Annotated in this window: 17 protein-coding genes and 1 riboswitch; of the genes, 7 read left to right on the forward strand and 10 right to left on the reverse strand. The window is 64.1% G+C overall.

Annotation, left to right across the window (positions count from 1 at the left end):
• The first annotated feature begins 274 nt into the window (after positions 1–274).
• Positions 275–1,912, forward strand: coding sequence for a methyl-accepting chemotaxis protein (locus QMB55_RS10910; RefSeq protein WP_497588732.1), 1,638 nt, complete (start codon positions 275–277; stop codon positions 1,910–1,912).
• A gap of 81 nt (positions 1,913–1,993) precedes the next feature.
• On the opposite strand, the gene QMB55_RS10915 is transcribed toward QMB55_RS10910, so the two are convergent.
• The 3 genes from QMB55_RS10915 to QMB55_RS10925 form a co-directional block, all read right to left on the reverse strand.
• Positions 1,994–2,722 carry a YebC/PmpR family DNA-binding transcriptional regulator gene (locus QMB55_RS10915; protein WP_497588733.1) on the reverse strand — a complete coding sequence of 243 codons (729 nt, stop codon included), beginning with the start codon at positions 2,720–2,722 and terminating at the stop codon, positions 1,994–1,996.
• 99 nt (positions 2,723–2,821) lie between these two features.
• Complete coding sequence (locus QMB55_RS10920; protein WP_497588734.1) at positions 2,822–3,163, reverse strand: zinc ribbon domain-containing protein YjdM; 342 nt, start codon at positions 3,161–3,163, stop codon at positions 2,822–2,824.
• A gap of 65 nt (positions 3,164–3,228) precedes the next feature.
• Complete coding sequence (locus QMB55_RS10925) at positions 3,229–4,152, reverse strand: LysR family transcriptional regulator (protein WP_497588735.1); 924 nt, start codon at positions 4,150–4,152, stop codon at positions 3,229–3,231.
• 94 nt (positions 4,153–4,246) lie between these two features.
• On the opposite strand from QMB55_RS10925, the gene QMB55_RS10930 reads away from it, so the two are divergent.
• Positions 4,247–5,146 carry a DMT family transporter gene (locus tag QMB55_RS10930; RefSeq protein WP_497588736.1) on the forward strand — a complete coding sequence of 300 codons (900 nt, stop codon included), beginning with the start codon at positions 4,247–4,249 and terminating at the stop codon, positions 5,144–5,146.
• A gap of 104 nt (positions 5,147–5,250) precedes the next feature.
• Entirely contained in the window at positions 5,251–6,546 is a 1,296-nt protein-coding gene (locus QMB55_RS10935) for a tetratricopeptide repeat protein (protein WP_497588737.1), read from the forward strand.
• A gap of 13 nt (positions 6,547–6,559) precedes the next feature.
• Here the strand turns inward: QMB55_RS10935 and QMB55_RS10940 are convergent, their stop codons facing one another.
• The 6 genes from QMB55_RS10940 to metK all read right to left on the reverse strand — a co-directional run bounded on the left by QMB55_RS10940 (position 6,560) and on the right by metK (position 14,547).
• The gene (locus QMB55_RS10940) at positions 6,560–8,014 is read right to left on the reverse strand and encodes a rhomboid family intramembrane serine protease (protein ID WP_497588738.1); all 1,455 of its coding nucleotides are present in this window, start codon (positions 8,012–8,014) and stop codon (positions 6,560–6,562) included.
• A 63-nt stretch (positions 8,015–8,077) separates the two neighbouring features.
• Positions 8,078–8,926 (reverse strand): methylenetetrahydrofolate reductase [NAD(P)H], encoded by an 849-nt coding sequence (gene metF / locus QMB55_RS10945; protein WP_497588739.1) that lies wholly within the window; start codon positions 8,924–8,926, stop codon positions 8,078–8,080.
• A 67-nt stretch (positions 8,927–8,993) separates the two neighbouring features.
• On the reverse strand, positions 8,994–10,397 hold the full coding sequence (gene ahcY, locus QMB55_RS10950) for an adenosylhomocysteinase (protein WP_497588740.1): 1,404 nt from the start codon (positions 10,395–10,397) through the stop codon (positions 8,994–8,996).
• 92 nt (positions 10,398–10,489) lie between these two features.
• A riboswitch (S-adenosyl-L-homocysteine riboswitch) is annotated at positions 10,490–10,561 on the reverse strand.
• A gap of 61 nt (positions 10,562–10,622) precedes the next feature.
• Complete coding sequence (locus QMB55_RS10955) at positions 10,623–11,861, reverse strand: HD-GYP domain-containing protein (protein WP_497588741.1); 1,239 nt, start codon at positions 11,859–11,861, stop codon at positions 10,623–10,625.
• Positions 11,862–11,881: 20 nt separating this feature from the next.
• A complete protein-coding gene (locus QMB55_RS10960; protein ID WP_497588742.1) occupies positions 11,882–13,183 on the reverse strand; it encodes a hemolysin family protein in 1,302 nt (433 codons plus the stop codon).
• Between the two features lie 197 nt (positions 13,184–13,380).
• Positions 13,381–14,547 carry a methionine adenosyltransferase gene (gene metK / locus QMB55_RS10965; protein ID WP_497588743.1) on the reverse strand — a complete coding sequence of 389 codons (1,167 nt, stop codon included), beginning with the start codon at positions 14,545–14,547 and terminating at the stop codon, positions 13,381–13,383.
• Positions 14,548–14,757: 210 nt separating this feature from the next.
• Here metK and QMB55_RS10970 point away from each other — a divergent pair, with 210 nt between their 5' ends.
• The 4 genes from QMB55_RS10970 to QMB55_RS10985 are packed head-to-tail and all read left to right on the forward strand — an operon-like array spanning position 14,758 to position 18,984.
• Positions 14,758–15,615, forward strand: coding sequence for a lysophospholipid acyltransferase family protein (locus tag QMB55_RS10970; RefSeq protein WP_497588744.1), 858 nt, complete (start codon positions 14,758–14,760; stop codon positions 15,613–15,615).
• Positions 15,612–16,733 carry a glycosyltransferase family 4 protein gene (locus QMB55_RS10975; RefSeq protein ID WP_497588745.1) on the forward strand — a complete coding sequence of 374 codons (1,122 nt, stop codon included), beginning with the start codon at positions 15,612–15,614 and terminating at the stop codon, positions 16,731–16,733. Before QMB55_RS10970 ends, QMB55_RS10975 begins: the two co-directional genes overlap by 4 nt.
• Positions 16,730–17,551 (forward strand): lipopolysaccharide core heptose(I) kinase RfaP, encoded by an 822-nt coding sequence (rfaP, locus tag QMB55_RS10980; RefSeq protein ID WP_497588746.1) that lies wholly within the window; start codon positions 16,730–16,732, stop codon positions 17,549–17,551. Before QMB55_RS10975 ends, rfaP begins: the two co-directional genes overlap by 4 nt.
• The gene (locus QMB55_RS10985) at positions 17,548–18,984 is read left to right on the forward strand and encodes a lipopolysaccharide kinase InaA family protein (protein ID WP_497588747.1); all 1,437 of its coding nucleotides are present in this window, start codon (positions 17,548–17,550) and stop codon (positions 18,982–18,984) included. Before rfaP ends, QMB55_RS10985 begins: the two co-directional genes overlap by 4 nt.
• Before the next feature lie 136 nt (positions 18,985–19,120).
• On the opposite strand, the gene msbA is transcribed toward QMB55_RS10985, so the two are convergent.
• Positions 19,121–20,926, reverse strand: coding sequence for a lipid A export permease/ATP-binding protein MsbA (gene msbA, locus QMB55_RS10990; RefSeq protein WP_497588748.1), 1,806 nt, complete (start codon positions 20,924–20,926; stop codon positions 19,121–19,123).
• Positions 20,927–21,058: the final 132 nt, after the last annotated feature.

Raw genomic sequence — 21,058 nt, forward strand, 5'->3', positions numbered from 1 at the left:
AAGGCGTAGTATACCGGGCGTCGGCATTTGCGGTGACCGCCATGCCGGACTACCTTGGGGTGATGCTCGGCGAATCGTTGGTGATGCGGTGCGATGGCGTTTGGTTTGAGGTAGGTGTGTGGTGCCGCGTCAAAAAAATGGGGTTGGGCCTTAAGTCTTGTTGCCGTTTGGCCGACACCGTTGTTTGGCCCAGGAAGGGCAGGGTTCGTGACCCGTCCTTCGTCGATGGGCTCATGATCCGAGTTCTGAAGAGAGGTAGACGATGCTGCAAAAAATGAATTTCCGCCAACAGCTGACCGCCCTGCTGGTCGTCGTGGTTGCCGCCATGTCGGTGCTTGTTGGCTTGTCGCTGTGGGGCATGCAACGCCTTGAGGCCAACGTCGAGACGCTCTACCTGAGCGGCGCCAAGCCGATCCGGGCGCTGGGCGAACTGGCCTCCCGCCTGCCCCGGATGCGGGTCGGCATCGACGTGATGTTCCTCGAGGAAGTCGGGATGGCCGGGGACAAGAACATCGCCATTCGCGTCGGTGAAACGCGAACCGAGGACATGCCGGCGATGCGCCAGGCGATCGAGGATGCCGTCAAGGCGCAGATCGTTCCCAAACGCATCGAACAGATCGGTGAAATCCAGAAAGCCTACGCGCAAATGGAGAAGGAGAGCCTGGAGCCGATGCTGGAGGCCTTGTCGGCCGGGCGCATGGCCGACGCCAAGACGATTTACATGGGGCCGTACACCAAGCATTACCGGGTGGTGCGCGACCAGGTGAACAAGGCGCTCGATGAGCTGGTCGTCGATGCTTCCGCCGTGCATGGGCAGGCGACTGCGGATTATGTGCGTACGCGGGCGATGTACCTCGGCATCAGCGCAGCGGCGATGCTGCTGGCGTTGGCGCTGGGGGTGGTGATCATGCTGCGCCTGACCGGGCGGGTGAAAAACCTGGAGGGGCAGATCGAGAACGCGGCGCGTCAATTGGCCTTGAACAGCCGCAGTACGCTGGACGGTAGTGACGAACTGGCGCGCATCGGTCGTTCGTACAATCTGTTGATGGATGCGCTCGATCACGCGATCGGCAACATCCAGAAATTCACTCTGCGGGTGAATGAGACGGTGGCCTCGGTGGCGAGCATCGCCGCGGGGATCAACCAGGCATCGATCACCCAGACCGACGCGGCGCAATCGACTGCGGCCTCGGTCGAAGAGGTGGCGGTCAGCGTGCAGCTGGTGGCCGAGAACAGCAATCATGCGGCGGAGATTTCGGAGGCGGTGCTGCGCAAGGCGCAGCAGAGCATCGACAGCCTGGAGGAAACGCGCGCCCAGTTCGAGGCGATTGCCGGAACGCTCAACGGCGCGGGCGATGTGACGCGCAAGCTCGCGGACCGTTCGGAGAACATCAGCAGCATCGTCAATGTGATCCGCGAGATCGCCGAGCAGACCAATCTGCAGGCGCTCAACGCGGCGATCGAGGCGGCGCGCGCCGGCGAGCAGGGGCGGGGCTTTGCGGTGGTGGCCGACGAAGTGCGCAAGCTGGCCGAGCGGACCGCGACCGCGACGCAGGAAATCGGGCAGTTACTGAGCGGCATCCAGGGCGAGATCGGTCAGGTCGTGGTGGCGATGCAGCAGGGTCAGACGCAGATGAATTCCGGCCAGGAAATGGTGGGCGCAGCGCGACAACTGGTCGAGGAGATCGGCGACGAGGCGCGCAGCTCGGCGCAGAATGTACATAGCATCGCGGACTCGACGCGCGAGCAGGGCATCGCCGCCAACGCCATCGCGCAGCGGATCGAACAGATCGTGCAGATGGCTGACCGCAACCACTCGGCGATCTCGGAAGCGCAGGCCAGCGTCGATCAGCTGACCCGGATGGCGACCGAGCTCGAAGGAGAGCTGGGGCGCTTCAAGACTTCGGGCTGAGCGGCGTTTCGCCGCAGTGATAAAAATGGCGCCCTCGGGCGCCATTTTTATGGGTTGGAGCGAGAGCTGCGAGGCTCTGCCTTATTCCTCGTCGAAGGCCGCGCTGGTGTAAACCTCTTGCACGTCGTCGATGGCTTCGAGCGCGTCGATCAGCTTTTGCATGCGAACGGCATCGTCGCCGGCCAGCTCGGTTTCGTTTTCCGGCTTCATCGTCACCTCGCCGAATTCCGGGGTGAACCCCGCGGCTTCGAGCGCGTCCTTGACGGCGATGAAGTCGCCGGGGGTGGTGATGACCTCGATCGAGCTGTCCTCGTTGGTGACGACGTCCTCGGCACCGGCTTCGATCGCCGCGTCCATCAGCGCCGCTTCGTCGGTCTCCGGGGCGAACAGCATCTGTCCGCAGTGCTTGAACTGGAAGGCGACGCAGCCGTCGGTGCCCATGTTGCCGCCGTGCTTGTTGAAGGCGTGGCGAACGTCGGCGACGGTGCGCGTCTTGTTGTCGGTGAGGCAGTCGACCATCACCGCAGCGCCGCCGATGCCGTAGCCTTCATAGCGGATCTCGACGTAATCGACGCCTTCGAGTTCGCCGGTGCCCTTCTTGATCGCGTTGTCGATCTTGTCCTTGGGCATATTGACTGCCTTGCCCTTGTCGATGGCCAGGCGCAGGCGCGGGTTGAAGCCCGGATCGCCGCCGCCCATCTTGGCGGCGACGGTGATTTCCTTGGCGATCTTGGAAAAAGCCGCGCCACGCTTCTCATCCTGCCGACCCTTACGGTGCTGGATGTTGGCCCATTTACTGTGTCCTGCCATGACTATCCTCGTGCGGAAATGAGACCGCGCCCAGAGGTGGGGCGCGGCAGAGACTTCGATTATACCGTTTTGGCTCCGGCGGCGCTTTAAGGGCGGCGACTAGGCTTTCTTCAGGAAGCAGGCCTTGAGCATGAAATTGCCCGCGTCCATGCGGCAATCGACTTCGTGGTCGCCTGAGCCGACGAGACGGATGCTCTTCACCTTGCTGCCCTGTTTGAGGGTGATCGACGAGCCCTTGACCTTGAGGTCCTTGATCAGCACCACCGCGTCGCCGTCCTGCAGCACGGTGCCGTTGGCGTCGCGCACGACACGCGCGTCATCTTGGGCCGCGGCGGGCTGTTCCAGCGACCATTCGTAGCCGCAGTCGGCGCAGACGTGCTGGCTGCCGTCCCAGTAGGTGTTTTCCAGGGTGCATTGCGGGCAGGGAAGGGGAGCGGACATGGCGGGTTCCAGAGCAAACGTAACGGGGGGCGGAGTATAGCAGGGCGCCGAAAGCGCTCTTCCGCTCAGGCCTGGGTCAGGGTGTCGACCAGCGCTGCGGCGAAGCTCGACAATTCTGCGCGTTGGCGGACGCAGACCTGCAGGTCGCGTTGCGCCCAAGGCTCGTCGAGTTCGACCAGCGTGGGCGGTTCGCGCAGGCCGCCGCTCGGCACTGCGCTGCGCGGCACCAGACCCAACCCGACCCCGGCGCCGACCATGCGGCAGACGGCCTCAAAGCTGCGCACCTGGATGCGCACGTTGAGGTGACGGCCAAGCGCTGCGGCGGCGTTCATGGTGAAGGTGTGGATCGCCGAGCCGGCATGCAGCATAACGAAAGGATGGTCGATGACTTCGGCCAGCCGTACTTTGGCGCGCGCAGCGACGGGGTGCGCGGCCGGGGCGATGAGCACCAGGCGGTCGGCGCGGTAGGGCAGGCATTCGACTTCGGCGCCGGCGAGCGTTTCAGCGACGACGCCGAGCTCGATTTCGCCGCGCGCGACGGCCATCACGATCTCCGGGCTGGTGTGCTCTTCGAGCGAAACGCTGACCTGCGGGTGGGCGCGCAGGAAGTCGGCCAGGTCGTCGGGCAGGAAGCTGTGCGTGGCGTGGGTGTTGGCCCACAGGGTGACGTGGCCGCGTACGCCGGCGGCGAAAGGGGCGAGGTCGGCGTGCATCTGTTCGAGCCGGGCGAAGACCTGGCGGGCGTGGCGCAGCAGCGCTTCGCCCGCGCGCGTGGGCTCGACACCGCGCGCCTTGCGCACGAAGAGCGCCGTGCCGAGCGCGGCCTCGAGTTGCAGCAAGCGATGGCTGGCCGAGGACGGCGCGAGGTGGACGCGTTCGGCGCCGCGCGTCAGGTTGCGCGCTTCGGCGATGGCGACGAAGAGTCGCAGGTCGGTGAGGTCGTAATGCATCGTTCGGATTTGACGAATGCAGTGCTGGTGGAAAGCCAATTGTCCTCGTTTGGGGGCGCGTCCATTATGGCACGAGCAAAGTTGGTCGGTTTTCGGTTTCGTTTTTTACGCACGCTCTCTCGGTGGTGAACGCATGCCTTGGAAAGATTGGTCGAACGAACGGCTCGGTGTGGCGTTGGCGGTGCTCGCTGCTTTCGGGTTTTCCTTCAAGGCCATCTTCGTCAAGCTGGCCTACGCTGTCGCGCCGGTTGAGGCGGTGACCCTGCTGGCCTTGCGCATGGCGTTTTCGCTACCGGTGTTTCTCTGGGTTGGCCTCGTCGAAAGCCGGTCGGCGCCACCGTTGTCACGGCGCGACTGGGGGGCGTTGGTGGTGCTCGGCCTGCTCGGCTACTACGCCTCAAGCATGTTCGATTTCCTCGGTCTGCAGTACATCTCGGCGGGTCTTGAGCGTCTGATTCTTTTTACCTACCCGACGCTGACCTTGCTGATCGGCGTGCTGTTTCTCGGTCGTCCACTTGAACGTCGGCAGGTCGGCGCATTGGCGTTGTCGTACGCGGGCATTGGCTTGGCGTTTGCTCACGATCTGCAGGTGGCGGGCGAAGCGCGTAGCGTCCTGCTCGGCGCGGGCTTCGTGTTCGCTTCGGCCCTGACCTACGCCTTCTACAGCGCGGGTGCAGAATCGGTCATCCGACGCCTCGGGGCGAGCCGTTTTGCGGCGCTGGCGATGCTGGTGTCGACGACGGCGACACAGCTCCATTTTTTCGCCACCCAACCGCTTTCGGCTTTGCGCCAGCCATGGCCGATCTACTTTTACGGGATCGGCATGGCTTTGTTCTCGACGGTCTTGCCGGTGTTCTGGCAGTCGGCTGCGATCCGCCGCATCGGCGCGGCCCGCGCCGTGCTGATCGGGACGCTGGGGCCGGTGCTGACCATCGTCTTTAGCTGGGTGCTACTCAACGAAGCGATGTCGCTGGCCCAGGTCGCCGGCGCGGGGCTTGTTCTGCTCGGAGTCTGGTGGGTCTCTCGTCCGTAAGCGCGTGTTGCGGGCATTCGTGATTTGCGCCGAAGTGTAGTATTGTCGGATGTGCGAACGGCATAATCTGGGCGCGGTAACCGACAGGGCGGATGGGAGGGGCGATGCAGCGAGCGGCGCAGGCGGTCGAGGTTCGCGGTGATCCTGGGATCGTGCCGTTCTGGCAGCGGATCCCACAGTTTTTCCTTTATCCCTGGCATCTGCAGCCTCTGCTGTACATGCTCTTTCTGGCGGCTGTAAGTGGGGTGTATTTCCTGGTGCCCTTGCCCACGCCTTTCGATCTGATCATCGTGCTGTTCGGGGTGTGGCTGGCCTTCATGCGCTATGCCTACAAAATTCTGGCGCGGACCGCGCACGGGCAGTTGCGGCCTGACCAATACAGCGAACGGTTCGAAACGCTCAGTCCTTATCTGCCCTACAAGCAGTATGCGGTTTTTATCTTCATGGGCGTCTGGGTGGCGCTTGCCAGCGAGCTCGGACCGTTGTTCGCCGGGCTCGTGTTGCTGTTCTGCGTCGTGGCGACGCCGGCCAGCGTCATGGCACTGACGATCACCGGCAGCCTGCGCGCGGCGATCAATCCGCTGACCTTGTTGTCGACGATGCGCGCCATCGGCCTGCCTTACCTGAGCTTGTGCGCCTTCCTGTTCATGCTGTCGGCCAGCCAGGGCGCGGTACAACACTTTCTGGTGCCGCGCCTGCCGGAATGGCTGGGCTTGCCGGTGCTCAACTTCGTGGCGATGTACTTCAGCCTGATCATGTTCAACATGATGGGTTACGCCGTCTATCAGCATCATCATGAACTTGGTGTCGAAGCCGATGTTGCACCGGCTGTTGCAGATTCAGGCAACGAACGTCAGGCCGTGCTCGGCCGTTTGGTGGCCGATGGACAGCTGGCGACGGCACTTGATCTGGCGTATGAAGATGTACGGACCGCGCCCGACGATCTGGCGCCTCACCGGCGTTATCACGCCTTGCTGTTGCTGTCCGACCAGAACGATCGCTTGGTTGCGCACGGGCGGCGTTATCTTTCAGCGCTGCTCGGCAAATCGCGCGGCAGCGAGGCGTTGCAGGTGTATCGGGCGCTGCTTGAGCGCACACCCGACTTCGCGCCCGAGCGTCCTTCCGAGCTGCTACGTTTGGCCGAAGCCGCGCGTCAGGCGCGCGATTACACGTATGCGCTTGCGTTGATCAAAGGCTTCGACAAGCGGTTCCCGCGTCATCCCGAGATTCCCGACGTTTACTTGTTCGCGGCCAGCATGCTGTGCGAGAACCTGCGCCAGGACGCTACGGCGCGGCAGATTCTGCAGGTTTTGTTGACGCGTTACCCGGAGCATGCGGCCAGCGGAGAGGGCCGCAAGCTGCTGACGGCGATTGAGCGCATGGCACCGGCGCAGTCATGACGGACTGGCCAGGCTAAAGCGTTCCGGCGCGCAACGCCTCCTCGCTGTTCGGGTGCTCCTGCCTCAGGCGTTCGAGCAAGGCGTGCCGACGCGAACCGTTACCGGCGCGGCGGTAAGCTTCGGCCAGCAGCAACAACAAGGCGGGCAGCGCCGGATGCTGTGCGTCGCGGCGTGCCAAAGCCAAACTCAAGCGTTCGGCATCGTCGAGGTAGCCGTTGCGGGCAAAACCGCGGATCAGCGTTGCCAATTGTGCCGAAGCCAGGCGCACCGAGGGGCGCGCGGTTTTGAAGTAGTCTTTGAAGGTCCGGTAGGCGAACTCGCCGTGAGCGACGTCTTCGGCCCGGGCGAAGATCTGTGCTGCGGCGCGGTGATAGTCGTCGCTGCCCGGCTGCCCGCGTGCGAGCATGTAGTATTGCTCGAGCAGGGCGGCATCGTGCGGGGCCAGGCGAGTGCAGCGGCGCGCGCTGTGAACGGCTTCGGCGAAGCGCAGTTGCTCGAGATGCCCGGTGAGGCGCTGCCGCTCGGCGACCAGCGGGTCTGGAACAAGGGGGGGCTCCGTTGCGGTTTTGAGCGCTGGGCCGAAGCGGCGCAGCATGGCGATGAGCAGGGTGCCGGTCAGGAAGCCGCCGAGGTGGGCGAGGTAGTTGATCTGACTGTTGCCGGCGTTGAGGTATTGGACGAGTTCCCAGCCGATCCAGACGGGTAGGACGAGGATCGCCGGCGCCATGAAGAAATCGAAATAGACCACGAGCCAGTAGAAAAAACGGATTTTCTGCAAGCCGTAGAGCATGACGAACATCGCCATGACGCCGGACACCGCGCCGGAAGCGCCGATGCCGGGGATGGTGCGCTGGCTGTCGACCGCCCAGTCGAGCGCGGCGGCGCCCAGGCCGCAGAGGAGATAAAAGAGGAGAAAGCGCGTCTTGCCGAGCTTTTCTTCGACGAGCAGGCCGACGACGAAAAGAATCGCCATGTTGCCGATCAGGTGCATCAGGTCGACATGCAGGAACATGTGCGCGAACAGGCTGGCGACCGTCGGTTCGGCGGGCTTGAAGCCCAAGCGCTGACTGGTGCTCTTGTCGCGCAGGGTTTCGTAGTGACGGCGCTCGCTGCGCCAGCGTGCGAACTCCGGCGCTTCGGGGGTGACGATTTGTTGCGCGTGCAGGCGGCGCATGAACGCCGCGTCGTTTTCCATGGCGCGCAACACCCGCTGTGGCTGTTTCTTGTCCAGCGCTTTTTGCAGCGGCAGCGCGTCGGCGGGGCGATGTCGCTCGAGTTCAGCGACATAACGCGGCAGTTCGATACCCGGCAGCGCCGAGTCGAAATAGTAGCGGGCGGCGTGCAGGGTGCGCTCGTCGTCACGGCCCTGCGCGCCGAAGAAGACGAGGACATTGATCAGGATCAGGAGCAGGAGGATGAGCGGCGGCCTGCGCCAATCTGGCTGTCCACTGACGGGCACGATCAGCATGTGCCGATTATGCCATCGTCAGTTGATGGGTGGGGCGCAGCGTGCAGTGCGCCCCTGTACAGTCTAGCGCGTTGTTTCGGGCGAGAGGCCAAGCCGGCGACAGATTTCGAGCGTCAGCGCCGACTGGTTCATCGAATAGAAGTGCAGGCCGGGCGCGCCGCCGGCAAGCAGGCGCTCGCAGAGGTCGGTGACGAGGTCGAGGCCGAAGGCGCGGATCGAGTCGGTGTCATCGCCCATGCCTTCGAAGCTGCGCCGCATCCAGCGCGGCAGCTCGGCACCGCAGGCGTCGGAGAAGCGCGCCAGCTTGAAAAAACTGACGATGGGCATGATGCCGGGAATGATCGGGATGTCGACGCCCCGGGCGCGGACTTCGTCGACGAAATGGAAATAGGCGTCGGCGTTGTAGAAGTACTGGGTGATCGCCGTGTTGGCGCCGGCCTTGGCTTTGCGCGCGAAGGCGTCGAGGTCGTCCTTCGGATAGCGCGCTTGCGGATGCCATTCGGGGTAGGCGGCGACGGCGATCTGGAAGTGGTCGCCGGTTTCGCTGCGGATGAATTCGACGAGTTCGTTGGCGTAGCGGAATTCGCCGGCCTCGGCCATGCCCGAGGGCAGGTCGCCGCGCAGGGCGACGAGGCGGCGGATGCCGGCGGTGCGGTAGTCGGCAAGGATGTCGCGGATGTTCTGCCGCGTCGAGCCGACGCAGGAGAGGTGCGGCGCGGCGTCGAAGCCTTCGGCGGCGATGTCCTTGACGATGGCGAAGGTGCGCTCGCGCGTCGAGCCGCCGGCACCGAAGGTCACTGAGAAAAAGGAAGGCTGGAGCGGCGCGAGCTTGGCACGCACGGCACGCAGCTTTTCGATGCCTTCCGGCGTCTGCGGCGGGAAGAATTCGATCGAGAGGTCGGTCTGGGTCATGGTCCGTTCAGGAGCAAAAAAGGGTCGGGTGGCCGGCGAATGTTCGTTCGCCGGCCAGGCGCGGCGCTTAATAACGGTAGTGCTCGGCCTTGTACGGGCCGTCGACCGACACGCCGATGTAGGCGGCCTGCTCGGGGGTGAGCGTGGTCAGTTGGACGTTGAGCTTCTTGAGTTGCAGACGGGCGACCTTTTCGTCGAGGTGCTTGGGCAGCGTGTAGACGCCGACCGGGTAGTCGCTGGTCTTGGTGTACAGCTCGATCTGGGCGATCGTCTGGTTGGCGAAGGACGAGCTCATGACGTACGAGGGGTGGCCGGTGGCGCAGCCGAGGTTCACGAGGCGGCCCTTGGCCAGCAGGATGATGCGGTTGCCCGAGGGCATGACGATGTGGTCGACCTGCGGCTTGATCTCTTCCCACTCGTACTGCTCGATCGAGGCGACGTCAATCTCGTTGTCGAAGTGGCCGATGTTGCAGACGATGGCCTGGTCTTTCATCTTGACCATATGGTCGTGAGTGATGACGTGGTAATTGCCGGTGCAGGTGACGAAGATGTCGGCCTTGTCGGCGGCGTAGTCCATGGTCACCACGCGATAGCCTTCCATCGCGGCCTGCAGGGCGCAGATCGGGTCGACTTCGGTGACCCACACCTGCGCCGACAGGGCACGCAGTGCTTGGGCCGAGCCCTTGCCCACGTCACCGTAGCCGCAGACGACGGCGACCTTGCCGGCGACCATCACGTCGGTGGCGCGCTTGATGCCGTCGACCAGCGACTCGCGGCAGCCGTAGAGATTATCGAACTTGGACTTAGTGACCGAGTCGTTCACGTTGATTGCCGGGAACTTGAGGTCGCCGCGCTCGTGCATTTGGTACAGGCGATGCACGCCGGTCGTCGTTTCCTCTGTGACGCCCTTGATCTCCTTCAGGCGGGTCGAGTACCAGGCCGGGTCGGTTGCGAGCTTGGCTTTGATTGCCGCGAAGAGGACGGTTTCTTCCTCCGAGCCGGGCTTGGCCAGGACCGAGAGGTCCTTCTCAGCCTTGGCGCCGAGGTGCAGGAGCAGGGTCGCGTCGCCGCCGTCGTCGAGGATCATGTTGCTGTAGCCGCCGTCGGTCCACTCGAAGATGCGGTGGGTGTAATCCCAGTAGTCGGCGAGCGATTCGCCCTTGACGGCAAAGACCGGGATGCCCTGTGCTGCGATCGCAGCGGCGGCGTGGTCCTGGGTCGAGAAAATGTTGCACGAGGCCCAGCGCACTTCGGCGCCGAGCGCGATCAGGGTCTCGATCAGCACGGCGGTCTGGATGGTCATGTGCAGCGAGCCGGTGATGCGTGCGCCCTTGAGCGGCTGGCGGGCGGCGAATTCTTCGCGGATCGCCATGAGGCCCGGCATCTCGGTTTCGGCGATGCGGATTTCCTTGCGGCCCCATTCGGCGAGGCTAAGGTCGGCGATGACGTAGTCTTTGGATTGTTCAGCCACGGTGTGCTCCTGAAACAGTGGCCGGGCAGGGGAGGCGGGCAGTGAGCGGACTGCTGGAGATTCACCCGTCTTCCCGTGTTCGGCACGGGTTGATTGGATGAGCGCAGTTGGGGGTATTCCGAGCCTGAAACTGTGCAGACAGTCTTGCAGCGCCCCTCGGATCAGCGCTTGATTATACGCGCTCTTGCGGCGTTCCGAAACGTGCCCCGCGCGGAGGGCGCAGGCTCACCACGGGTTTCCGGGAAGTCCAGACCACAGCGCGTCGAGGTCAGGAAAGCGCCATTGGGCCGGGTCTTCGCGCTGGGCGATCTTGTCGCGGCAAGCCGGCGCCGAAAGGTCGATGACGTCGGTCCGGATGCGGGCGTTGGCGCGGGTCGAGAAAAAGACTTTGACCCGCGGCGCGAGCAGGGATTTCTCGCTTTGCTCGACGACGACGCCGAGGCGGCCTGATTCCAGGCGCACCAACGAGCCGATCGGGTAGATGCCGAGGCTTTTGACAAAGGCCTGGAAAACCGTCGGATCGAAGTGGCCCGGCGCCCATTCGGCCATCTTGCGCAGCGATTCGGCCGGATCCCAGCCGGCCTTGTAGGGGCGGTTGGAGGTGATCGCGTCGTAGACATCGCAGACTGCTCCCATCTTGGCGTGGAGGCTGATCTCCGTGTCCTTGAGCCCGTGCGGGTAGCCCGAGCCGTCAATTTTTTCGTGGTGGTGCAGGACCACGTCGAGGGCGATCGGGCAGGCCCCGGGGACGTCGGCGAGCATCTTGTGCCCTTCGTCCGGGTGGCGTTTCATGATCGCGAATTCGCCGTCGCTCAACTTGCCCGGCTTGTTGAGCACGTCCATCGGCATCGCCGCCTTGCCGAGGTCGTGCAGCAGGCCGGAAAGGCCGAGGCGGCGCGTTGTCTCCTCGTCGAGCTGGAGCTGGCGGGCGAGCGCGATCATCAGCGCGCAGACGGCAACCGAGTGCATGTAGGTGTAGTCGTCGGCATTCTTCAGCCGGGCCAGGCTGATCAGCGCCCCCGGATTGCGCAGCACCGAGTCGGAAATCTCCTCGACGAGTTGCTGCGCCTTGCCGGTGTCGATGGCCTTGCCCATGCGCGCTTCCTGGAACATCGAGGTGACGGCGGTCTTGGCCTGGGCGCAGATGCGTGCCGCGCGCTCGACCTCGGCGGCGAGGGACTGCGGTGCCACGGTGCGCGCGCTTTGCGCCACCTGGGCGAGTTCGGCCTCGACCTGGGCGTCGGTTTCGGCGGTGCTGATCGAGGGGGCATCGGGCGGGATGTCGAGCCCGCGCGCGGTGTCGATCCAGCATTCCTGAATGCTGCTGTTGCGAATCCGCATCAGGTCTTTCGGATCGTCAATGACGAAGGCGCTGCGCCAGAACGGATGTTCCATCCAGGAGCCGCAGAATTCCTTGATGTGCATGCCGAGCACGAGTTGCTCGACGCGGATTTTTTTGAGCATGTTGAGCTCCGCGCTCAGGTTCAGGCTTCCGGCGGCGGAAGCGGGGTGGCGAGGACTTCGTCGATGCGGTTGTGATCGACGTCGACGACTTCGAAGCGCCAGCCGGCGTATTCGAAGAATTCGCCTTTCTTCGGGATACGTCCGAGGGCGGTGAGGACGAAGCCGCCGAGGGTGTGGAAGTTGCCGAAATCCTCGGCCGGGATGTCGGGGATGGCAAGCTTGCCTTTCATCTCGTCGACCGGTATCAGGCCGTCGAGCAGCCAGGAGCCGTCGGCGCGGCGGACGGCGAGCGCCTCATTCGGGTCGTCGGCGAGCGGCATCATGTCGCCGACCATTGTTTGCAGCAGGTCATCGAGGGTGACGATGCCTTCGGTCTGGCCGAACTCGTTGACCACGAAGGCGAAGTTATTGCGCTGGCTGCGTAACGTGCGCAGAAGCTCGATCAGCGTCAGCGAGCCGGGAACGAACAGCGGCGCGGTCAACGGCACGTCGGTGAAGTCGATTTTGCCAGCCAGCGCCGCCTGCAGGATGTCGTGGCTCTCGACCAGCCCCACGACGTGTTGCAGGTCGCCCTTGCAGATCGGCAGGCGCGAGTGTGGCGATTCGCGCAGGACTGTCAGGTTGTGCTCGTGCGGGCGCAGCAGGTCGAGGTAGGCGACGTCGACGGCCGGGGTCATGATCGCCACCACGCGCCAGTCTTCGAGGCGGAAGATGTTGCCGAGCAGGTGGCCCTCTTCGGGGGCGATCTCGCCCGCGCGCTGGCCTTCGTCGACGTAGGCCAGGATGTCCTCGATGCTGACCACGGCCGGCGCGGCGCGTACCGGGAGCGCGTGCAGGACGAGGTCGGCGGCGCGCGAGAGGCCATGGATCAGCGGTGACATCATCCGGATGAACAGGGTCATCGACGGGGCGCAGAGCATCGCAACGTTTTCGGGGTGGGCGATGGCGATGCGCTTGGGCACGATTTCTCCAAAGACGATCGAGAACGCGGTGACCACGATGATGGTGACGGTGAGCGCGATTTCGCTCTGGTATTCGACGATGAAGGGCAGCCAGCGGCTGATCCAGCCGACGATGGTGTCGTTCAGCGCCGACTCGCCGAAGACGCCGGAGAGCAGTGCGGCGGCGGTGATCCCGGTCTGTGTCGCGGCGAGCAGCCGGCTCGGATTGTCTTTGATCGCTAGCGCTTGCGCGGCGCGATGGTCGCCATTTTCGGCAAGGGGGACGAGGCGAGAGCGGCGGGACGAGGCGAGCGCCATTTCGGCGAGCGCGAAATATCCCGACAAGACGATGAGCAGAACGAGTATCCAGAAGGCATCCATCTGTTCGTTCTACCAGAAATCGGGCATTCCGGCCATCCGTGCGGTTGCGGAGACGGGAATAAAAAAGCCGACGGGGTGTCGGCTTTTTGGGGGCAACGGTACTCTGGCAGCGGCCGCTGCTGTCGCGCAGGCTTACCTCCGGCATGCGCCGGAGGTAAGCCTGCGCCGGAACGTGGCCAAGCGATTGCGTCGTCGCCTTACAGGCCAGCATCCGCGCGTAGCGCGGCTGCCTTGTCCGTGTTCTCCCACGTGAACTCCGGCTCGTCGCGGCCGAAGTGGCCGTAGGCGGCGGTCTTCGAGTAGATCGGACGCAGCAGGTCGAGCGACTGGATGATGCCTTTCGGACGCAGGTCGAAATGCTGCAGCACCAGTTCGACGATCTTCTCGTCGGCGATCTTGCCCGTGCCGAAGGTTTCGACCATCAGCGACACCGGCTTGGCGACGCCGATGGCGTAGGCGATCTGCACTTCGCAGCGCTCGGCGAGGCCGGCGGCGACGATGTTCTTGGCGACGTAGCGGGCAGCGTAAGCGGCCGAGCGGTCGACCTTCGACGGGTCCTTGCCCGAGAAGGCGCCGCCGCCGTGGCGGGCGGTGCCACCGTAGCTGTCGACGATGATCTTGCGGCCGGTGAGGCCGCAATCGCCGTTCGGGCCGCCGACAACGAAGCGCCCGGTCGGGTTGACCAGGAAGCGGGTGGCGCCGGTCACGAGTTCCTTGGGCAGCACCGGGCGGATGATCTCTTCGATCACCGCTTCGGAGAGCTGGGCGTGGGTGACGTCGGGGGCGTGCTGGGTCGAGACGACGACGGTGTCGATCGACACGGGCTTGCCATCGACGTAGTGCACCGAAAGCTGGCTCTTGGCGTCGGGGCGCAGCCAGGGCAGGCGACCGTCCTTGCGCACTTCGGCTTGGCGTTGCATCAGGCGGTGAGCGTAGAAGATCGGCAGCGGCATCAGGGTCGGCGTTTCATTGCAAGCGTAGCCGAACATCAGGCCCTGGTCGCCGGCGCCCTGGTCAAGGTCGAGGCCCTGGCCTTCGTTAACGCCTTGTGCGATGTCGGGCGACTGCTTGTTGATGGCGGTGAGGATGGCGCAGGACTTGTAGTCGAAACCAATGTCGCTGTCGGTGTAGCCGATGCGGCGGATCGTCTCCTGGGCGATCTCGCGGTAGTTGATGTGGGCCTTGGTGGTGATTTCGCCCGACATCACGACGAGGCCAGTCGACACCAGCGTTTCGCAGGCCACGCGGCCCTTGGGGTCCTCGGCCAGGATGGCGTCGAGAACGGCGTCCGAAATCTGGTCGGCAACCTTGTCGGGATGGCCTTCGGAGACCGATTCCGAACTGAAGATGAAATCCTTGGACATTACAGTCAGCTCCAAAACAAAAAACCCCGTTGCGGCTGCGTGGCCGGCCCGGGGTTTCTGGCTGACGACGCTTTAGCAGTATTTCCGAAGGTTGCCCCTCGCCCGCCCTGCAAGTTGTCCTGTTTAACTCGGCGGATGCGATAATTGTAGTTTTTCGAATCCCCGGGGTCAAACCGGGGGCGATTTGCATTTGTTCGCGGAAAACTTCCCTTGATCTTCGTCTTTCGATTGCTGGCACGCACCTCGCTTGCCACCTTGCACCGTCTTGGCGCGTTGCTCGGCTGGCTGACCTGGCTTGCGTCGCCCACTTACCGCCGCCACCTGCGCGAGAACATGACGCTGGCGCTGGGTGCCGACGGCGCGCGGTGTGTGCGCAATGCAGCGATCGCCAATGCCGGGCGTACCTCGCTTGAGCTGCCGCGCCTGTGGTTGCACCCGCTGGAAGAGACCGTGCGTCTGGTGCGCGAAGTGCGCGGCTGGGACTACGTCGAAGCCGCGCAAGCGGCCGGCAAGGGCATTTTGTTCCTGACACCGCATCTTGGCTGCTTCGAAGTAACGGCCCAGTACTATTCGCATCGCGCGCCGATCAGCGTCCTCTACCGGCCGCCGAAGCAAGCCTGGTTGCAGACGATGATCGAGGAAGGGCGGGCGCGGCCGCAGCTTTACCTCGCGCCGGCCGACCTTTCGGGCGTGCGCACGCTGATCAAGGCGTTGCGTCGAGGCGAGGCGGTCGGCATGTTGCCCGACCAGGCGCCACGCCGGGGCGAAGGGCGTTGGATCGATTTTTTTGGGCGTCCGGCCTACACCATGACCCTGGCCGGCAAACTCAGCGAGAGCGGTGCGGCGGTGGTGCTGGCCTGGGGCGAGCGGTTGCCGGATGGCGACGGGTTCCGCCTGCATTTCATGCCGCCCGAGTATCCCGTCGAGGGCAGCGTCGAGGAACGCGCCGCCTGCATCAGCCGGGAAATGGAGCGCCTGATCCTGAAGTGCCCGGAGCAATACCTCTGGGGGTATAACCGTTACAAGCAACGGCGGGGCACCGAACCTGCGCCGGACTCTGAATCATGAAACTGGCTTTCTGTCTCTACAAATACTTTCCCTTCGGCGGGTTGCAACGCGACTTCCTGCGCATCGCCCTGGCCTGTCAGGCGCGCGGACATGATATCCGCGTCTATACGCTCGATTGGGAGGGCGAGGTGCCCGCTGGCTTTGAACTCGTGCGCGTGCCCGTTCGGGCGTGGAGCAACGTGCGCCGCAACGAGAAATTCAGCGCTTGGATCGGCGAGCATCTGACCGCTGCGCCGGTGGATCGGGTGATCGGCTTCAACAAGATGCCGGGCCTTGACGTTTATTTCGCCGCCGACGGGTGTTACGAGGAAAAGGCGCGTCAGCTGCGCAATCCGCTCTACCGGTTTTCCTCGCGTTATCGGCACTTCTCGGCCTACGAGCGGGCGGTGTTCGCTCCCGAAAGCACGACCGAGATCCTGATGATCTCGCAGCTGCAGCAGCCCTTCTTCGAACGCCATTACCGGACGCCGTCGGCCCGCTTCCACCTCCTGCCGCCGGGCATTGCGCGCGACCGCAAGGCGCCGGCCAATGCGGCCGATCTGCGCGCCGAGTTCCGGCGCGAGTTTGCTCTGGGGGACGAAGATTTGCTCCTGCTGCAGGTTGGTTCGGGCTTCAAAACCAAGGGACTCGACCGCAGCATCAAGGCCTTGGCCGCCTTGCCCGAGGCCCTGCGGCAGCGCACACGGCTCTTTGTCATCGGCCAGGACGACCCGTCCGAGTTTCTGCGCCAAGCGGCCACGCTCGGGCTTTCCGAGCGGGTGACGATCTTCCCCGGGCGCGACGACATCCCGCGCTTTTTGCTCGGCGCCGACCTGCTGATCCATCCGGCCTACAACGAAAACACCGGCACGGTGTTGCTCGAGGCGGTGGTCGCCGGGCTGCCGGTGCTGGTCACCGCGGTCTGCGGGTACGCGCATTACATCGACGACGCCGAGGCCGGGCGTGTGCTTCCCGAGCCGTTTGCGCAAGCCGTGCTCGACGCAACGCTGGCCGAGATGCTTGGCAACCAGGCGGCGCGGCGTCGCTGGCAGGCCAAGGCGCTCGCTTTTGCCGAGACGGCTGACATCTACAGTAACGCCGAGCGCGCGGCGGACATCATCCTGAAGGCGCGGCCATGAGCGAAACCGTTTGGCTGGCGCCGCCTTTCGATCGCCTGTGGGCCGGGTGCGACGCGCATGCTGCCGTCGAAGCCTTGCAGGGCGAGGTGTTCCGCGAGCTCGAAGCGCGCCGGACTTTGCGGACCGAGGTCGAAGGACGAGGGTATTTCGTCAAGATCCACCGCGGCGTCGGCTGGGGCGAGATCATCAAGAATCTCGTCAGCCTGCGTGCGCCAGTGCTGGGTGCCGGCAACGAGTACCGCGCCCTGCGCCGGTTGGCCGAACTCGGCGTCGCCAGCATGACCCCAGTAGCCTTTGCTGAGCGCGGTGTCGATCCCGCACGACAACATTCCTTCATCATTACCGAAGAGTTGGCAAGCACGGTCAGCCTCGAAGACCATTGCCGCGATTGGCCGCAAAATCCACCGCTGCCGGCATGGAAGCGCGCGCTGATCCGGCGCGTTGCCGAGATGGCCGGGCGCATGCACCGCGGCGGGGTCAATCACCGCGATTTTTACATCTGCCACTTTCTCCTTCACCTCGATCCCGCGCCGCGTCCCGAGGATTTTCGCCTTTCGCTGATCGACCTGCACCGGGCGCAAACGCGTGCGGAGACGCCGCGTCGCTGGCGCGACAAGGATCTCGCTGGGCTCTATTTCTCGGCACTTGAGATCGGGCTGACGCGGCGCGACGTGCTGCGCTTTTTGCGCGCTTACTTCGAGCGACCGCTGCGCGTCATCCTGCGCGAGGAGGCGGCCTTGCTGGCGCGACTGGAGCGCGAGGCGCAGCGCCTCATGGCGCGCTATCGCCGCAAATACGCGCCGGGAGCGTCGGCATGAACGATACGCTCGCGGCACCTGTGCTTTCGGTGGTGACGTTGCGAGTGGCCGGCCGTACGCCGGCGCTGCCGTTTGCTCTGGCGCTTGGCGATGGCGAGATACTGAGCTTCGAGACGCTGCTGCGCATCCTGCCCGGAAAGCGCGTGGTCGGCGGTGGGGTATGGCGGGGGCGGCGCGTGCTCGCCAAACTGTTCGTTGCCGAGGGCAGTGCCCGGCATTGGCAGCGCGAGTGCGACGGACTTGCGGCGCTGGCTGCTGCCGGCGTGCCGACACCGGAGGTGCTTCTGGCTGCGGCTTTGCCTGACGGGGGACATCTGCTGCTGACGGCCTGGCTCGACGGCGCCACGACCCTGGCCGAGGCCTGGGAGGCCTGCGGTGGAGCGTCGCCCGAGAACACTGCGGCCCATGCCGTGTTGGCCGAAGGCTGTGCGGCACTGGGGCGCTTGCATGCCGCTGGCTTGGTGCACGACGATGCCCACTTGGGCAACTTTCTGCGCCAGGACGGGACGCTTTATGTGATCGACGGTGACGCCGTGCGTGTTTTGGCAGCGGGCGATGCCGCTGGCCGGGAGAGTAATTTGGCGCTCATGCTGGCGCAGTTGCCGCCGGCCTGGGATGCCCATTGGGCGCCGCTTCTGGCGGCTTACCAGGGCGCATCGGGAAGCGCTCCGCAGCCCGAGGCTCTGGCGGCTAGGGTTGAAGGCTGCCGAAAACGGCGTTGGGACGATTTTCTCGGCAAGATTGGCCGCGACTGTACTTTGTTCTCCGTGCAGCGCAGTTGGCGCCGCTTCTCCGTCGTGGCGCGCCAGCACGCTAGTGCGCTGCACGGTGTGCAGGCCAGACTTGATACCGCAGTCGAGGCCGGGCGGCGACTCAAGGACGGTCGTACGTGTACCGTGGCGCGCATCGACGATCCGCAGGCCGGTGTTCTGGTCGTCAAGCGTTACAACCTGAAAAATATCTGGCATGCGTTCGGGCGCAGTTGGCGGCCTTCGCGTGCTTGGCATTCGTGGCGAGAGGGGCATCGTCTCCGTTTCTATGGCATCGCCACGCCGGAACCACTGGCGCTTGTCGAAGAACGCTTCGGTCCGTTGCGTCGCCGTGCTTTTCTGGTTAACGCGTTTTGTCCCGGGCGCGATTTGCTTGAAATCCTGAGCGCCGATGCCGAGCCGCCCGCCGAAATTGCCGCAGCCCTGCTGACCCTGTTTGGTACGCTGCATGCCTTGCGCATCAGCCATGGCGATTTAAAGGCAACCAACCTCCTTTGGCACGATGGGCAGGTGGTGCTCATCGACCTTGATGCGATGACCCAGCATCGTTCGTCGCGCACCCATGCGCAGGCGTGGCAGCGTGACCGGGCGCGGTTTTTACGCAACTGGCCCGCTGGTTCGCCCTTGGTACGCTGGCTGGATGCCCGCTTGCCGCTGCCCTGAACTGACCTTCGGGCCTCCTGTGCTAGACCGAAGGGCGTTGACCACGCTTCCGCTAACGAGGTGCGGGCTGGATTTTGCGAAATTTCTGGTCTTACGCGTTTCGATCTCGCAACGGGCTTCGCGTCGTGTTTTGGTTTTAGGCCGACGGAGGGGCGCTGTCTTCGCGGAATTGCATGGCGTGTAGCCGAGCGTAGTGCCCATCGGCGGCGAGCAATTCCGCATGTGAGCCGCGCTCGATGATGCGGCCATGCTCCATGACCATGATGACGTCGGCTTTTTCGATTGTCGAGAGTCGATGCGCAATGACCAGCGTCGTACGGTTGGCCATGACGCGGTCAAGCGCGTTTTGGATGTGGCGTTCAGATTCCGTGTCGAGGGCCGAAGTGGCTTCGTCGAGTATCAGGATCGGGGCGTCCTTGAGGATGGCGCGGGCGATGGCCAAGCGTTGCCGTTGCCCTCCGGAAAGCAGCACTCCGTTTTCACCGACCAGGGTGTCGAAGCCCTCGGGCAAAAGATCAATGAATTCTTTGGCGTGGGCTGCTTCGGCGGCGCGCTCAATGGCGTCGCGCGGGGCTCCTGCGAGGTCACCATACGCGATGTTGTTGGCCACCGTGTCGTTGAACAGCGAGGTTTGCTGCGTGACGAGCGCAATGTGGCGGCGGAGGTTGCGCAGCGCGTAATCTTCGACGGCGAGGCCATCGACGAGGATTTGTCCCTGGTCGTGCTGATAGAAGCGCGGCAACAGGTTGGCGAGCGTCGATTTTCCGCTGCCGGAACGACCGACCAGCGCCACCATCTGCCCTGGTTCGATGGTGAAATTGATATCGTCGAGAACGAGTTTGTCGCTGCCCGGATATCGGAAGGACAACTGGCGGACCTCGATGCGTCCGGTGATCCTTTCCTGTTCGACGGTACCGCGATCCGGTTCCGGCGTTTCGTCGAGTTGCTCGAAGATACTTTCCGCGCCCGCCAGTCCGCGTTGGATCGTGGCGCTGACTTCCGAGAGCTGACGGATCGGCTTGGGCAGCAGACCGGCCGCCGTAATGTAGGCGACGAGATCGCCGGCCGTCGAGTCGCCGCGCATCACGAGGACGAGCAAAAGCAGGACGGCCATCGTGCTGAACGTGACGAGTTGCAACGCCGGCGTGAACGTGGCGCCGGTGCGTGCCATGCGGAGCTGTTTGCGGGTGTTCTCTTCGCTGGCGATGCGGAAACGCTCGCTTTCGTAGCGTTCGCCGCCGAAGCTGCGCACGACGCGATAGCCCTGGATGGTCTCCGAGGCGATGTGGGTCAGGTCACCCATCGCCGCTTGGATTTTCTTGCTCTGCTTGCGGAATTTTCGGCTTGCGCCGCTGGCCATGATGCCGATGACTGGGAGGATGGCAACCATGACAAGGGTCAGTTTCCAGTTCATCCAAATGAGGTAGCCGAACAGGAATACAACCGTTAGCCCTTCGCGGATCATGATCTTGATCGCATCGGTCGCGGCACCGGTGACCATGGTTACGTTGTAGGCGATGCGCGAGATCAGGTGGCCTGAATTGTTCTGGTCAAAATAGGTGTTCGGGAGATGAAACAGGCTACCGAAGAGGGCGCGACGCAGGTCGTTGATCAGTCCGAGCGAGACGCGAGCTAGATAGTAATTGCCGAGAAACGAGCCGATCCCTTGCCAGAAAACGATGAGTACCATCATCAGCGGTACCGCGTAAGTCAGGTCAAGGCGGCCGATGAGGGGGAGGTTCTGAAGGGTCGAACCGGACGGGTTGGTGATCCCGTCAACGAAGTATTTCAGTACGCTGGCGAGCATCGGCTGGGCCGATGCAAAAATAACGAAGCCCAGCAGACTGACAGCGAACCAGCCGAGCATCGGACGCAGGTAGCCGAGCAAGCGCAGATAAAGGCGCAGGGAGGACGTGCTGGAAGAGGGGGCGGGTCGCTGCATCGGGAAAAATCGGATGGTCGGTGATGCGGGGCGCACCGCCGTAAACTGAAAATTCTAGCATGCGGCTTTCCTGGCGAGGCAGCACAAGCCTAAAGCGGACTTTGGTTCAGGAGGGCGGGCAGCGGGTATACT

This window comes from Propionivibrio sp., from assembly GCF_041441355.1.
Taxonomy (GTDB): domain Bacteria; phylum Pseudomonadota; class Gammaproteobacteria; order Burkholderiales; family Rhodocyclaceae; genus Propionivibrio.